Raw genomic sequence first — 14,198 nt, 5'->3', positions numbered from 1 at the left:
TCAGGAGTATCGGACGATGACGATCACATCGCCGTCCCGGATCCGGGCGCCGCGGCTCACGAACCCGGGATCGGTCAGGGTCGGCGGCAGTTCTTCCGCCCTCTCCAGACCGAGTTGCCGCTTCAGGTCCTCAGGCGACGTGCCGGCCGGCGGGCGCAGGGTGATCTCCCGCCAGCAGCCGCCGGACCCACAGTTGTGGGTGTTGTCGAGCACCACCACGCGGGGCGGTGTTTCCGGGACGCGCCACTCCGGAGGCAGCAGCCCCTCCTCCTTGAAGAGCAGGATGAACACGAAGCTCAGACTCCACAGGCAGCCGCCCGCGACCACGACGAGGGTGGTGCCACGGGTGAGCCAGCGCCTGGTCCGGGACGTCATTGCGGCGAGGCTAGCGAAGACGATCAACCACGGAGAGTGTCGAACCGCATGCGTGCGCCTGGCGTATCTCCTCGGCAGGGGTAGTGCTAGCCCCACCATTGGCGGCGGGATGGCACCATTCAATGGCTTCTCCGGGACCCGTACGGTCAAGGGCAGGCGCAACGGGGAGGACGACTAACGCATGATGGATCACCTGATGCCACTGATCTGTTCGCCGTGGCTCTATGTGATCGTCTTCGTGGCCGTGACGGTGGACGGATTCTTCCCGATCGTGCCGTCCGAGACGGTGGTGATCAGCCTGGGCGCCCTGTCGGCGACCGGCTCGCCCCACCTGCTGGCTCTCCTGGCGGTCGTCGTGGCCGGTGGCATCGCGGGCGATCGGGTGTCCTGTGTGCTCGGCCGAAAGGCGAGCAGCCGACTGAGCGAGGGCAAGCGGCCAGGCAGCCGGCCAAGTCAAGGCAACCGGCCAGGCACTCGGCCGAGCAAAGACCGGCCAGGCACTCGGCCGGGTGGAGAGCCGGGCGGAGGGCCAGGCGGAGAGCCGGGCGGAAAGCCGAGCAGAGAGCCGGGCGGAGAGCCGAGCAGAGACAAGCCGACCAGTTGGCGGATCGGCGAGGAGAAACTGGCGGCGGCCCGGAAACGGGCGGAGGGTGCGCTCCGGCGGCATGGGGCGGTGACCATCCTGGTGGGACGGTTTCTGCCGTATGGGCGGACGGCGACCGGCATGATGTCGGGTTCGGCGCGGATGCCGATGGGGCGGTTCTCGCTCTACAGCACGCTGGCGAGCGTGGGCTGGGCGATCTATGTGATCGGCCTGGGCCGGCTGGGTGGCATGGCGTTCTCCGATTCGCCGCTACTGGGGACGGCGTTCGGCCTGATGATCGGGATGAGCCTGGCGGCGGTGTGTGCGCTGACCGAGAAGCGGTGGACCGCGGCCCGGCAGCGCCGGAGGCTGGTGACGGTGAAGCGCCCGGTGCCGGCCGCCACGCGATAACATCGACATCCATCAACAGAGGAGGCTCCCTCCGCCACCGATTTGGGAGCGCTCCCAGAAGGGAAGCCGATGAAGCACCTCGCCGCCCTCATCGCCGCGACCGCCCTGGTCATCGTCGCTCCAACGCCCGCTGCCGCCGGCCGGTCCTGCTCCGGATACGTCGGGCTCACCTTCGACGACGGTCCCACTCCCGGCAACACCCAGGCCCTGCTCGACGCGCTGCGCACGGCCCGGCTGCGGGCCACCATGTTCAACGTCGGCCGAAACGTCGAGGCCGATCCGCCGCTGGCCAAGGCGCAGGTCGCGGCCGGCATGTGGATCGGCAACCACAGCTGGGACCACCCGTTCATGACCCAGCTCCCGGAGGCCGACCAGGCCGCCCAGATCTCCCGCACCCAGGCCGTGATCCAGCAGGCGACAGGCGTGACCCCGACCCTGTTCCGGCCGCCCTACCTGGACACGAACGACGCCCTGCGAGCGGTCGAGAAGCGGTTCGGCCTGACCGAGATCAACACCGATGTGGACGCGAAGGACTGGGACAATGCCTCGGTCGACGAGATCGTGGCGGCCGTCGGCCGGCTGCGCGACGGCGACGTGATCCTGCTGCACGACTGGCCGCCGAACACGGTGGCGGCGATCCCGCAGATCGCGACCACCCTGCGCGAGCGGGGCCTCTGCTCGGGCAAGATCTCGCCGGTCACCGGCCGGGCCGTCGCGCCGGACGCCCGCGCCCTCAGCGGTGTGCACACCGTCGGGCGGGTCGACGACCGCGACTCCGGCGTGCGTTACACGTGGCCCGGCGTCTACTTCGAGGGCCGGTTCCGCGGGACGAGCGTCGGGATCGTGCTCGACGACGCGGTCAACGACTACGAGGTGCAGATCGACGGCCGGGCCGCGGCAACGCTGGTCACGCCGGGCCGGACCACCCACTGGATCCGCGACCTCAAACCCGGCGTCCATACCGTCCGGCTGGCCAAGCGGACCGAGAGCCCGTGGACACCTGGGCAGTTCGGCGGCTTCACCGGTGACCTGCTGGGCAAGCCGGCGGCCCGCAGCCGGCAGATCGAGTTCATCGGCGACTCCTGGACCGCCGGCTACGGCAACGTGTCGGCGGGGCGCGACTGCAGCGCCACCGGCATCGACCGCAACTCCAACGCCGACCGCACGTTCGGCGCCCTCGCCGCCCGCGCCCTCGGCGCCGATTACCAGTTGAACGCCTGGTCCGGCATGGGCATGGTCCGCAACTACGACGGCAGCAACCCCGACGTCGACTATCGCACCTACTACGACCGGGTCCTCCAGGCCGCCGACGAGGCCAACTGGACCCGCCCGGCCAGTTGGAGACCACAGATCGTGGTCATCGGGCTGGGCATCAACGACTTCTCCACGCCCGTGCACGCGGGCGAGAGGTGGCCCGACGAGGCGGCACTCGCCGCCGACTTCCGGGCCGCCTACCTCGATTTCCTGCAAAAACTCAGGCAGCGGTACGGCCACCGCGCCCAGTTCGTGCTGACGTATCCGTCGATGTGGAACACCACGGCGCTGGCCGACTCGGTTCAGGCCGTGGTCACCGAGCGCAACGCCGCGGGTGACCGCCGGGTGAGCGCGCTGTACTACGACAACGCGGCGCTCGGGCTCGACCTGCTGGGCTGCGACTGGCACCCGTCGGCCCGTGACCACGAGTTGCTGTCGGGGGTGCTCACGGCGTACCTGAAAACGCTCTGAAAAAGGTTTTCAACGAAGTCGCTCGGCCACGGCTGTGATCGTTTCGCGAACCAGTTCGCGGTCGAGCGGCTCGCCCTCCCATGCCTGATGCATGGGCCAGCCCTCGATCAGCGCGTCGACGGCCCGGCACGCGCGTTCGGAGAAGTGCCGGGCCAGGCTGGCCCGGCTGCGGCGCAGCCACTGCCGCAGCGTCTCGGCGACGGTGCGGTTGTGGTTGGCGTAGGCGTACATCTCATGGAGGAGGGTCAGCTCGCGGGGTGTCGCGTATTCCTCGCCGCAGATCAGGTCGGCGACCGCGGCGCAGGCGGCGGGCTGGTCGGGCGCCGCGGTCAGGGCCGCGTGGTATCGCTGCGACATCGATTCGGCCATCCGCGCGAAGGCCTGCTCGATGATGTCGCCGAGCGAGTCGAAGTGGTAGGTGAGCGAGCCGAGCGGCACCCCGGCCTCGCTGGCGATCCGGCGGTGGGTGGTGCCGTGCACGCCGTGCTGGGCGATGACGTTCAGGGTCGCGTCGAGGATGCGCTGCTTGCGCAGTGGATCGTTGGCGACCCGGCGCGATCCGCCCATGTGATCCTCCTCGCGGCCCACGGTGGGAGCACTGCCGGTTCGGCCCATTCTAGGGAGCCCTCAAAAGTGTGTACATTCGTACGCACTTAGAGAGGGTAACCATGGAACACAGCACCGCCCGCCGCCGGATCGCGCTGTTCGCGCTCTTCTTCCTGCCCGGCCTCGGGATCTCGTCGTGGGTGACCCGCACCCCGGACATCCGTGACCTGCTCGGCGCGTCGACCGCCGAGATGGGGCTGATCCTGTTCGGCATCTCGGTCGGCTCGATGATCGGCATCCTCGGCTCGGGCGCGCTGGTCACCAGGTTCGGCACCCGCCCGGTGGCGACGGTCGGGATCGTGGCCACCACGCTGAGCATCCCGGTGATCGGGGCGGGCGCCGCGCTGCATCAGGGCCTGCTGGTCGCGGCCGGGTTGTTCCTGTTCGGCATCGGCATGGGCGGCGGCGAGGTCGCCATGAACATCGAGGGCGCCGACGTCGAGCGCATCCTGGAGCGCCCGGTGCTGCCGACCATGCACGGGTTCTTCAGCCTCGGCACGGTGGTCGGCGCGGCGATCGGCATGATCCTCACCGCGGCCGAGTTCCCGGTGGTCTGGCATCTGGCCCTGATCGGCCTGGTCAGTGTCCCGGTCGCGCTGGCCGCGGCGAGCCGCCTACCGGCCGGTGTCGGGCGGCAGGCGGCCGCCGCGGTGAAGGGCGAGCCGGTCTGGCGCGACCCGGTGCTGCTGCTGATCGGCACGATCGTGCTGGCCATGGCGCTGGCCGAGGGCGCCGCGAACGACTGGCTGCCACTGATCATGGTGGACGGTCACGGCCTGGACCCGGCGCTCGGCTCGGCGGTGTATGTGGTGTTCGCCGCCGCGATGACGATCGGCCGGTTCACCGGCAACCGGCTCCTGGAGCGGCACGGCCGCGCGACGGTGCTGGCGGCGAGCGCCGTGATCGGCGCGGTCGGCGTGGCCCTGGTCGTCTTCGTCGACAACCAGATCGTGGCGGGCGCGGCGGTGCTGCTCTGGGGCCTGGGTTCGGCGCTCGGCTTCCCGGTCGCGCTGTCGGCCGCCGGCGACTCGGGCGACAACCCGACCGCCCGGGTCTCGCTGGTCGCCACCGCCGGTTACGTGGCGTTCCTGGTCGGGCCGCCGGCGCTCGGTTTCCTGGGGGAGCACTACGGGCTGCGGGCCGCGATGATCACCGTGCTGACCCTGCTCGCGATCGCCACGGTGGCCGCGACGACGTTGCGCCGCTCGACCACTCCGGCCCTGACCCGCTGACCTGGCCCGCAGGGCGCTCACCACTGTCACAACGACCGCGAGACAGCGGTGACCACCCCACGGGCATCCAGCCTTGCCGATGCCGACGGCGGCCGCTATGTTAATGGGAAATCACACACTGGCGAACTTTGAAACACGCTAGAAGCCCAGCCAGCGCCACCATCGTGGAAGTGGGTAAGCGAATGCAAAATCTCAGCAGAAGAGGCGTTCTGACTCTGGGTGCCGCACTCGGCCTGGCCGGCGTGGCGGACCCGTCCAAGGCCTGGGCGTGGTCGTCGGCCGGTTCCATCGCCGCCACCGACACGGTCACCGACCCGTGGGGCGTCTGGGACGACGCGACCGACCCGCTGCTCGCCTCGCTCCTGCAGAACGGGCAGATCCCGGCGGTCAACACCGCGTTCGAGTCGTGGGTGAACAACGGCGACGCCTTCCCCGCCGGGCTCCCGGCCGCCCTCACCACGTGGATGCAGACGCACAACCGGCTGCCGTCCTGGGCCGACCAGACGAAACTCGACCGGGCCGCCCAGTTCAACAAACGCATGAGCATGTATCTGTTCCTGCTCTACGGCCTCGGCAGCGGCATCATGAGCACGGTCATCCCGCGCGAGGCCCGCAACGTCTACTGGTCCGAGGGCGGGGCCGTGATGAAATCAAGAGCGGCAAAAACCTTCACATATGGGTACGATCTAAGCGCCATCGATGCGTTCAAACCGACCGGCCACTTCGTCGTCACGTCGAACAAGACACGTCTCACCCACGCCGCCGTCCGGCACCTGCTCCCGCAGTCGTCACACTGGCGAGCGGTCACCGACGATCAGGACTTCATCCCGATCAGCAACGGCGACATCCTGATCACGTTCCACAGTCTCGGGACGTTCGTGCACGGGAAGCTGAAGTCGTGGGGCATCCGGATGTCCGCCGCCGAGGAGGAGGCGTTCCTGCACATGTGGCAGGTGGCGCTGCACCTGCTGGGCGTGCGCGACGACTTCATCCCGGCGTCCTGGGCGGCGGCCAAGGCCCAGTCGGCCTACGCGCTGACCCCGCTGATGGCGCCCACCCCGGAAGGCATCGACCTCGCCGACATCCTGCTCAACCTCACCTCGGCGGTCGACCTGGGCGTGACCCGGGGCTTCCAGCGCGAGTTCGCCCGCTACCTGCTCGGCGACAAGGTCGGCGACTGGCTGAAACTGCCGCGCGACTACGCCTCCCGCACGGTCATCGAGGTGGGCTGGCCGGCGTACGTGGCGTTCCGTGAGGGACTGTCGCCGATCATCCCGACCACATTCTCGCTGTTCGACCGGTTCATCCGTGGCCTGGCCATGCTGTTCCTGAACAACGGCACCTCACCCACATACACCCCGATCACGATCCCCACCGGCAACCGAGCCGGCACCTGACCCCCGCCCACCCCGCACGGAGCACCGCGCCGCCCCGCGCCGCGCCACCCTCACCCCTCTCGCCGCGATCTTGTGGACTTCTACGGGTGTGCCCGAAATCCACAAGATCGCGGAAAGGTGGCGGGAGCCATGCCACCGAAAGAACAGCCTCGTCTCGATCTTGTGGACTTTGGCGAGACTCGAGTTTCGCCATTTGCGCAGCGACATTGCAGGTCAGGGCCACAGCCGAAGTAAGTCCTGCATTCGTCCTGGCCAGCGTCATCCTCAGCGAACTCCGCAAGATCACCGTGAGGTCTGATGGCCTTTGGGCGGCCATCCAGAGGCGATGCCGAGAGCGGCTCCGTCTTCGTCCTGACCGTTGACACCATCGGCCGCAGCGATGGTCAGCGCACACGTTCGCCGACCGTGTGCGTCTGCTTCGTTCTGACGGGGACGGGCTCACACGTTGTGCCGTCCGTGTGCGCCTGTCATCGCTCCGGCGAGGGTGAAATCGCACGTTGCCGCATTGTGTGCGCTGGCCGTCGCACACCGGAGACCACGCCGGGCCGGGCGCCGGCGACCGCAACGAACAGCCCCCTTGTCGCGGAGGGCAAGGTTCGCCGCTGCTCCTTCCCACCTTCCATCCCGACGGACACCCGATGCACTGTCACCGTGAACGGCGGCGTCCACAAGACCGGCGCGACCGACGCAAACGATCCCCAAATGACGAAACTCGAATGCGAGACAGGTGTGCCCGAAATCCACAAGATCGGCGAGGAGCCGTGCCGGCGCGGGAAGCGCGCTGAAGCGCGGCGCGGGAAGGGTCGCTGAGGGCGCGGGCGGCGCGGGCGGCGCTGAGGGCGCGGGCGGCGCGAGGTGCGAGAGCGGCGCAAGGTGCGAGAGCGGCGCGAGGTGCGAGAGCGGCGCGAGGTGCGAGAGCGGCGCGAGGCGGCGACCGGCGCTGAGTCGCGACATGGAAAGGGCCGGCGACACGGAAAGGGCCAGCGACACGGGGGTGGGGTGGGGTCAGGTGCCGAGGGCGCCGATCACCAGGGCCGTTACCGCGTCTCGGTTGGGTGGGGTGTTGCGCCAGCGGAGGGCTCGGCCGGCCTCGACCACCACGCCCAGCCCGGCGTGGGCCAGGAGCCGGGCCTGGCGGCGGTCGAGGTCCGGGCGGGCCAGCCGCAACTGCTGTTCCCAGACCGCGATGTGTTCACGCTGGGCGAGGATCAGCGGCCGCTGGAGGTCGGCCGGCAGTCCGACGATCTCCGCCTCGGCGACGCTGGTCAGGGCGTTGTGCTCGAAGCTGTACGCGACGTAGGCCGCGGTCAGCGCCACCACCGCCGACCGTGGGTCGGCCGCCTGGTGCAGGCTGCGATCGACCGCCTGGGCCAGCAGCCCGGCCGCCTGAAGGCACGCCGCGACCAGGATGTCGACCTTGCCGGGATAGTGCCGGTAGATCGCCGACGGCGCGAGCCCCACCGCCTGGGCGATCTGCCCGTTCGTCACGTTGGCGAACCCGTCCCGCGCGAACATTGGAATCGCCGCCGCCAGGATCTCGGCCCGCCGGGTCCGCGGCACCGGCTGGGCCGGCAGCTCGACCAGCCCGGCACTGCCCGCGGCGGCCCCCGGATCGGTCGCCGCCACCCGCAACGCCGACGCGACGAGCATCTCCTCGACCCGGCGCTGCGCGATCGAGGTGTGGTGCATGGTGACCGAACCGATCGCCCCGAGCGCCGCCACCGCCCGCAGACCCTCCTCGGGCAGCGGGAACTCACGCGCCACCAGGTCGGTGACCCGCCCCACCATCTGCCCGAACTTGGCCCGCAACAGCCTCCTGTCGTCGCGGTCCAGGTAGCGGGCCTCCCACCGGTACAGCCCGCCGGAGGCCCGGTGGGTCACGGTCACCCGGGTCAGGGCGGCCAGCACGTCCGGCAGCGCGGCCTCCGGCGGCGACTCGTCGAGCGCCGCGAGGAGCCGGTCGATCATGATGTTGGCGCACTCGGCGAACAGCGCGTACTTGTTCGGGAAGTGCCGGTAGAGCGCGGCCGCGCTGATCCCGACGCCCGCAGCGATCTCCTCCATCGAGGCCGCGTGATAGCCGCGCTCGCTGAAGACCTGCCCGGCCGCTTCGACGATCAGCTGCTTGCGGTTGTGCGGCCGGGTGGCCGAAGCCGGCCCAGCGGTCACCGGTTCACCCGGGCTGACGAGGGCACACGCTGGACCATGAACGCTAGTCAATCACAGTGCTAACAGGGAGTCTGCCGGGCGGCCAGCCGGACCGGCAGGTGGGCGTAGGAGGGGATCAGCACGTTCCGGCGGTAGCTACGCTGATGGATGCGCCAGGCCCGGCCGGGGGCGAGCAGGGTCTGCAACAGGCCGGTGATCTCGGCCCGGGCCACCGGAGCGCCCAGGCACAGATGCCGGCCCGCGCCGAACCACAACTGGCGCTGGTCCGGCTGGTAACCGCGGTCCAGGTCGAAGGCGCCTGCCGCGTTGTTGGCAGTCCAGGTCAGCATCAACACCCGCTCCCCGGCCCGCAGGCGGCGGCCTTCGATGTCGACGTCGGCGGCGACCGCCCGGCCGATCACCGGGGCCGGGGACGTCACCCGCAAACCCTCCCGGACCGCGTCGGGCAGCCTTTCCGGTTCGGCGCGGAGCCGGTGCTGGGCACCGGTGTCATGCAAGATGGCGACGGTACGGGCCATCGCGCTCGCCGCAGTCTCGGTGCCGGCCACCATGAGCAGTGTCGACAGCCCTTCGGCCTGGCGTTGTTCGAGGCCCAGGTCCCGGCAGCGGCCGAGCACCGTCTCGGGGGCCGCGGTCCGCCACGCCTCGGCCACGTTCACGGTGAGCCGGGCGACGATCGTCTTGGCGCGCGCGATCGTCTCCGGCGCGAGGCGGGTGGAGGTGGTGGTGCCGAGCGCGAGGGCCGCCAGTTCCTCCCCCACCGCGAAGATCTCCCGGTACGCGTCGTCGCGATCGGCGACCCGCAGTTGCAGCAGGTCGGCGACGATCCGGCCGACCAGCACCCGGCCCAGGTCGGCGATGTCGACGGCCCGCCCGGCGGCCAGTTCCGCCCCGGCCTGCGCGAGCCGCGGCCCGATCACCCGGTCGGTGAGCTGGCGGGCGTTGTCGTCGGTGAACAGGTCCCGGGTTCGCCTGCGCAGCTGATGGTGTCCTGGGCCGTCGAAGATCTCGTTCACCCAGTCGCCGAGGACCTGCGCCCACAGGTGTCCGACGCCGCCTTCGCCGAGCAGGGTGAAGTGGGCCGGGTCGTTGAGGATCCGCCGGGCCACCACCGGGTCACAGGTGACCCAGCCGATCCGGGGCACCCAGCTCAGTTTCCCGGCCAGCCGTCCGGCGGTCAGCAGCACGGGCAGGCTCGGTTTCGCGGCGGCGAGAACCCGGAACTCGTGGCGGCGCGCAGTGTCCAGCATCCCGACATCCTCACCCCGGCGGGCCACCGGACGCTGCCTGATCCCCGACCCACCGCCGGATCCCGGCCCTCCGCCGGACGCTGCCTGATCCCCGACCCACCGCCGAATCCCGGTGCCGGCCGGCACGACCCGATACCAGGCCGCGCGGCCCGCCCGATCCGGAGCCGGCCGGGACCGGGTTGTGACCGGATCGCCGGGCCAGGCAGTCATACGAGCAGAGACCGAGCGACGTATTGGGGAGTGTGGCTGTGAACAGGGATCTGCGCGATCGGTTCGACGGTGCGGTCGGCGGCGACCCCGGGGTGCCGCCCGGCGAGCTGGCGATGGCCGCGATCGCCGAGGGCAGCCGGATCCGGCGCCGCACCCGGATCGCGGCCGGGGTGGCGACCGGGCTGGTCCTGGTGGCCGGTGGCGCGGCCGGGGCGGCGCTGCCGTGGGGTGCGCCCGATCCGGCAGCGCCCGCGCCGGAGACGATCGCCGCGGCGATGCTGCCGGTGTCGGCGCCGACGTGTTCGGAGCGGCCGGTCGACGAGAACGCCACCGACCTGGCGGTCTTCCTCGCCACCGGGGCGACCGATGGGCAGCGGGCCGAGGTGGAGGCGGCGGTGCACGACGACGCGCGGGTGGACGTGGTGGTCTTCGAGAGCCGGGACAGCGCGTACGAACGGTTCGCTGACCTGTGGGCGGACAGCCCGGACTTCGTGGCGGCGCTGGATGTGCGGGAGTTCCCGGAGTCGTTCCGGTTGCGCCTGGTCTCGCCGGAGCAGGACGCAGCGGTCCGGGGCCGGCTGGCGGCGCTGCCCGGGGTCTCGCAGATCATCGGTCACACGTGCCCGAAGAGCGCTCCGGTGGGAGGCCTTCGGTGACGGACACCGTGACGCCGGCGCCGGCCTTCTGGACCCGGACCCGGCGGCGCGCGAAGGAGGCCCGCGACGAGGAGTTCACCGCGTTCGTCGAGGCGTCCGGCACCCGGTTGCGGCGCAGCGCCTATCTGATGTGCCGGGACTGGCATCTGGCCCAGGATCTCACCCAGCACACCCTGGCCAAGATGTACGCGGTGTGGGATCGCATCCGCACGAACGCGAGCCTGGAGGCGTACAGCCGAAGGGTCTTGATGAATGTGGTCTTTGATCAACAGCGGCGGCGCAGCGGCTCGGAGATCGTGCTGGCCGACCTGCCGGACCGGCCGGATGCCGGCGCCTCGGGGGCGCCGGAGCTGCGGGTCACGCTGGTCGACGCGCTGGCCCGGCTGGAGGTGCGCGACCGTGCGGTGCTGGTGCTGCGGCACGCCGAGGACCACAGTGTGGAGACCGTGGCGACGATTCTCGGCCTGTCGGTGTCGGCGGTGAAGATGCGTAACGCCCGCGCTCTGGACCGGCTACGCAGCGTGCTCGGCGAAGACTTTCTCGACCACTGAACGATCGGGCCGCCCGGCGTCGGTGATCATGCGCTGACCTGCATGTTCACTGTCGCCGGGCGGTCCGTTTCCAGTTTGTGATCAAGTTCCGGAACCAGGAAAGGCCTTGCCCGGATAGCGGGAACTCCTAATCAGATTTACAGTGCGGAAACGTCAGCTTCTCGGGAAGTTGATCTTTTCGGCTGTACCGGGGGTTTCACGTGGGCAACGCGCTGCTGGAGATGCGGTCGATCACCAAGGAGTTCCCGGGCGTCCGCGCGCTGTCCGATGTGAGCCTGGTGGTCAACGCTGGTGAGATCCACGCCATCTGCGGGGAGAACGGGGCCGGCAAGTCGACGCTGATGAAGGTGCTCAGCGGCGTGCATCCGTACGGGACGTACTCCGGGGAGATCGTCTACCAGGGACAACCGTGCCGCTTCTCGGACATCCGGGCCAGCGAGCACGCCGGGATCGTGATCATCCACCAGGAGCTCGCGCTCGTGCCGGGGATGTCGATCACCGAGAACATCTTCCTCGGCAACGAGCCGCGCCGGTGGGGCCGCATCGACTGGAAGGCGGCCAACCACAAGGCCCTGGAGCTGATGCGGCTGGTCGGGCTCGAGGAGGACCCGGACACCCTGATCAAGGACATCGGCGTCGGCAAGCAGCAGCTCGTCGAGATCGCCAAGGCGTTCGCCAAGGACGTCAAGCTGCTCATCCTGGACGAGCCGACGGCCGCGCTCAACGAGAACGACTCGCAGCACCTGCTCGACCTGCTGCGCGGGTTCAAGCAGCGCGGCATCACCTCGATCATGATCTCGCACAAGCTCAACGAGGTGGAGGCGATCGCCGACGCGATCACCATCCTGCGGGACGGGCGGACCATCGAGACGATCACGGTCACCGCCGGCGACGTCGACGAGGACCGGATCGTGCGCGGCATGGTCGGCCGTGACCTGGAGAGCCGGTTCCCCGAGCACGAGCCGAAGATCGGCGAGGTGTTCTTCGAGGTTCGCGACTGGACGGTGCGGCACCCGATCTCGGCCGAGCGGCTGGTGTGCAAGAACTCCAGCTTCACGGTCCGCCGGGGCGAGATCGTCGGGTTCGCCGGTCTGATGGGCGCCGGGCGCACCGAACTCGCGATGAGTGTGTTCGGGCGGTCGTACGGCGTACACCTCGGGGGAAAGATCTTCAAAGACGGTCGCGAGGTGGACATCAGGTCGGTCGCCGACGCGATCAGGAACGGTCTCGCCTACGTGAGCGAAGACCGCAAGGCGATCGGCCTGAACCTGCTCGACGACATCAAGACCTCGGTCGTCGCCGCCAAGCTGTCCAAGATCACCAGACGCGGAGTGCTCGACGAGGCGATCCAGTACCACGAGGCGGAGAGCTACCGGAAGAGCCTGCGGATCAAGACGCCGACCGTCGACGAGCCGGTCACCCGGCTCTCCGGCGGCAACCAGCAGAAGGTCGTCCTGGCGAAGTGGATGTTCACCGACCCGGACCTGCTGATCCTCGACGAGCCGACCCGTGGCATCGACGTCGGCGCCAAGTACGAGATCTACGGGATCATCCAGCGGCTCGCCGACGAGGGCAAAGGCGTCGTGCTGATCTCCAGCGAACTGCCTGAACTGATCGGCCTCTGCGACCGGATCTACACGGTCACCGAGGGCACGATCACCGGTGAGGTCGCCCGGCGCGACGCCGACCCGGAACTCCTGATGAAGCGGATGACCTCGACCCGGAGAAACGCATGAGCCGGCTGAAAGACCTGCAGAAGAACCTCTTCGGGGGTACGACCTCCAACGCCCGTCAATTCGGGATGATATTCACGCTGGTCGCGATCATCGTGTACTTCCAGATCGCCACGAACGGGCTGACCCTCACCTCGGGCAACCTGATCGCGCTGACCCAGCAGTACGCGTACATCTCGATCCTGTCCATCGGCATGCTGATGGTGATCGTCGCCGGGCACATCGACCTGTCGGTCGGCTCGGTCGCCGCGTTCGTCGGCATCGTGGTGGCCAAGGCCATCCAGGAGTACGACGTGCCCTGGCCGGCCGGCATCGTCCTCGGCCTCGCGGTCGGCGCGCTGATCGGCGCGTGGCAGGGCTTCTGGGTCGCCTACATCGGGGTGCCGGCGTTCATCGTCACGCTGGCCGGCATGCTGCTGTTCCGCGGCGGCAACCAGTACATCGGCAACGCCGACACCGTCCCGGTCCCGGAGGGCTTCCGGACCATCGGCGCCGGATACCTGCCCGAGGTCGGCCCGGCCACCGGCTACAACAACCTGACCCTGCTGCTCGGGCTGCTGCTGTGCGCCGCCGTCGTCTGGCGGGAGTGGCGCTCGCGGCAGGTGCGACGGCAGATGGAGGGCGCCGAGCCCGCGCCGCTGTGGATCTCGGTGCTCCGGCTGGTGATCATGCTCGGGGTCATCGTCTTCGCCACGCTGCGGTTCGCCGGCGGACGGGTCGGCACCAGCTTCCCGATCTCCGGCATCATCCTCGCCGTCCTGGTGATCGCCTACTCGTTCTACACCCGCAACACCGCCGGCGGCCGGCACATCTACGCGGTCGGCGGCAACGCCCGAGCCGCCGAACTGTCAGGTGTGCAGCTGCGCCGGGTGAACTTCCTGGTGATGACCAACATGGGCCTGCTCGCCGCGCTGGCCGGGATGATCTTCGTGGCCCGGTCCGCGGCCTCCGGCCCCCAGGACGGTCTGAGCTGGGAACTCGACGCCATCGCGGCCGTCTTCATCGGCGGCGCGGCGGTCTCCGGCGGACTCGGCACGGTCAGCGGCTCCATCGTCGGCGGCCTCGTCATGGCCGTGCTCAACAACGGACTCCAGCTCATCGGCACCGGCTCCGACATGGTCCAGATCATCAAGGGCCTGTTCCTGCTCGGAGCGGTCGCTCTCGACGTCTACAACAAGAAACAGGGCCGGTTCTCGATCATCGGGTCGCTCATGCGGCCGTTCCGTCGCGAGGATCCGCCCGCTCCCGCCGCACCGGCGGCACCCAGCCCCACCGGTTCCCTTTCGAGAAAGTGAGCTGT

General features: G+C 69.7%; 12 protein-coding genes. 8 read left to right on the top strand and 4 right to left on the bottom strand.

Annotated elements, in window-relative coordinates; translation table 11 throughout:
- Complete coding sequence (locus AB0E94_RS16260) at positions 1-375, bottom strand: hypothetical protein (protein ID WP_360326830.1); 375 nt, start codon at positions 373-375, stop codon at positions 1-3.
- Between the two features lie 196 nt (positions 376-571).
- Between AB0E94_RS16260 and AB0E94_RS16255 the strand changes: the two genes are divergently transcribed.
- Positions 572-1,369 carry a DedA family protein gene (locus AB0E94_RS16255; protein ID WP_360326829.1) on the top strand — a complete coding sequence of 266 codons (798 nt, stop codon included), beginning with the start codon at positions 572-574 and terminating at the stop codon, positions 1,367-1,369.
- Between the two features lie 69 nt (positions 1,370-1,438).
- The gene (locus tag AB0E94_RS16250) at positions 1,439-3,094 is read left to right on the top strand and encodes a polysaccharide deacetylase family protein (RefSeq protein ID WP_360326828.1); all 1,656 of its coding nucleotides are present in this window, start codon (positions 1,439-1,441) and stop codon (positions 3,092-3,094) included.
- A gap of 9 nt (positions 3,095-3,103) precedes the next feature.
- Here the strand turns inward: AB0E94_RS16250 and AB0E94_RS16245 are convergent, their stop codons facing one another.
- Entirely contained in the window at positions 3,104-3,661 is a 558-nt protein-coding gene (locus AB0E94_RS16245) for a TetR family transcriptional regulator (protein ID WP_360326826.1), read from the bottom strand.
- 101 nt (positions 3,662-3,762) lie between these two features.
- On the opposite strand from AB0E94_RS16245, the gene AB0E94_RS16240 reads away from it, so the two are divergent.
- Both AB0E94_RS16240 and AB0E94_RS16235 read left to right on the top strand, forming a co-directional pair.
- The gene (locus AB0E94_RS16240; RefSeq protein WP_360326824.1) at positions 3,763-4,932 is read left to right on the top strand and encodes an MFS transporter; all 1,170 of its coding nucleotides are present in this window, start codon (positions 3,763-3,765) and stop codon (positions 4,930-4,932) included.
- A gap of 170 nt (positions 4,933-5,102) precedes the next feature.
- Positions 5,103-6,329, top strand: a complete 1,227-nt coding sequence (locus AB0E94_RS16235) for an oxygenase MpaB family protein (RefSeq protein ID WP_360326822.1) — start codon at positions 5,103-5,105, stop codon at positions 6,327-6,329.
- Positions 6,330-7,334: 1,005 nt separating this feature from the next.
- Here the strand turns inward: AB0E94_RS16235 and AB0E94_RS16230 are convergent.
- Together AB0E94_RS16230 and AB0E94_RS16225 are read right to left on the bottom strand one after the other, a co-directional pair.
- Positions 7,335-8,498, bottom strand: coding sequence for a TetR/AcrR family transcriptional regulator (locus AB0E94_RS16230; protein WP_360326821.1), 1,164 nt, complete (start codon positions 8,496-8,498; stop codon positions 7,335-7,337).
- Positions 8,499-8,557: 59 nt separating this feature from the next.
- Positions 8,558-9,748 carry a cytochrome P450 gene (locus AB0E94_RS16225; protein ID WP_360326819.1) on the bottom strand — a complete coding sequence of 397 codons (1,191 nt, stop codon included), beginning with the start codon at positions 9,746-9,748 and terminating at the stop codon, positions 8,558-8,560.
- 248 nt (positions 9,749-9,996) lie between these two features.
- On the opposite strand from AB0E94_RS16225, the gene AB0E94_RS16220 reads away from it, so the two are divergent.
- The 4 genes from AB0E94_RS16220 (at position 9,997) to mmsB (ending at position 14,193) form a co-directional block, all read left to right on the top strand.
- Entirely contained in the window at positions 9,997-10,614 is a 618-nt protein-coding gene (locus AB0E94_RS16220; protein WP_360326818.1) for a permease-like cell division protein FtsX, read from the top strand.
- Complete coding sequence (locus tag AB0E94_RS16215; protein WP_360326816.1) at positions 10,611-11,165, top strand: SigE family RNA polymerase sigma factor; 555 nt, start codon at positions 10,611-10,613, stop codon at positions 11,163-11,165. The genes AB0E94_RS16220 and AB0E94_RS16215 overlap by 4 nt, the downstream gene beginning before the upstream one ends.
- Before the next feature lie 221 nt (positions 11,166-11,386).
- Entirely contained in the window at positions 11,387-12,901 is a 1,515-nt protein-coding gene (gene mmsA / locus AB0E94_RS16210; protein WP_360326887.1) for a multiple monosaccharide ABC transporter ATP-binding protein, read from the top strand.
- Entirely contained in the window at positions 12,898-14,193 is a 1,296-nt protein-coding gene (mmsB, locus tag AB0E94_RS16205; protein WP_360326814.1) for a multiple monosaccharide ABC transporter permease, read from the top strand. Before mmsA ends, mmsB begins: the two co-directional genes overlap by 4 nt.
- The last annotated feature ends 5 nt before the right edge of the window (positions 14,194-14,198 follow it).

It is taken from the genome of Actinoplanes sp. NPDC026670, assembly GCF_040638175.1.
Taxonomy (GTDB): Bacteria; Actinomycetota; Actinomycetes; order Mycobacteriales; family Micromonosporaceae; genus Actinoplanes.
This window is presented reverse-complemented; position numbering and strand designations above follow the sequence as displayed.

Bases quoted from the DNA above. Each gene is read 5' to 3' on its own strand.
- AB0E94_RS16245 (WP_360326826.1), bottom strand. From the start codon at position 3,661: ATGGGCGGATCGCGCCGGGTCGCCAACGATCCACTGCGCAAGCAGCGC.
- AB0E94_RS16225 (WP_360326819.1), bottom strand. From the start codon at position 9,748: ATGCTGGACACTGCGCGCCGCCACGAGTTCCGGGTTCTCGCCGCCGCG.
- AB0E94_RS16260 (WP_360326830.1), bottom strand. From the start codon at position 375: ATGACGTCCCGGACCAGGCGCTGGCTCACCCGTGGCACCACCCTCGTC.
- mmsB (WP_360326814.1), top strand. From the start codon at position 12,898: ATGAGCCGGCTGAAAGACCTGCAGAAGAACCTCTTCGGGGGTACGACC.
- AB0E94_RS16240 (WP_360326824.1), top strand. From the start codon at position 3,763: ATGGAACACAGCACCGCCCGCCGCCGGATCGCGCTGTTCGCGCTCTTC.
- AB0E94_RS16255 (WP_360326829.1), top strand. From the start codon at position 572: ATGCCACTGATCTGTTCGCCGTGGCTCTATGTGATCGTCTTCGTGGCC.
- AB0E94_RS16250 (WP_360326828.1), top strand. From the start codon at position 1,439: ATGAAGCACCTCGCCGCCCTCATCGCCGCGACCGCCCTGGTCATCGTC.
- mmsA (WP_360326887.1), top strand. From the start codon at position 11,387: ATGCGGTCGATCACCAAGGAGTTCCCGGGCGTCCGCGCGCTGTCCGAT.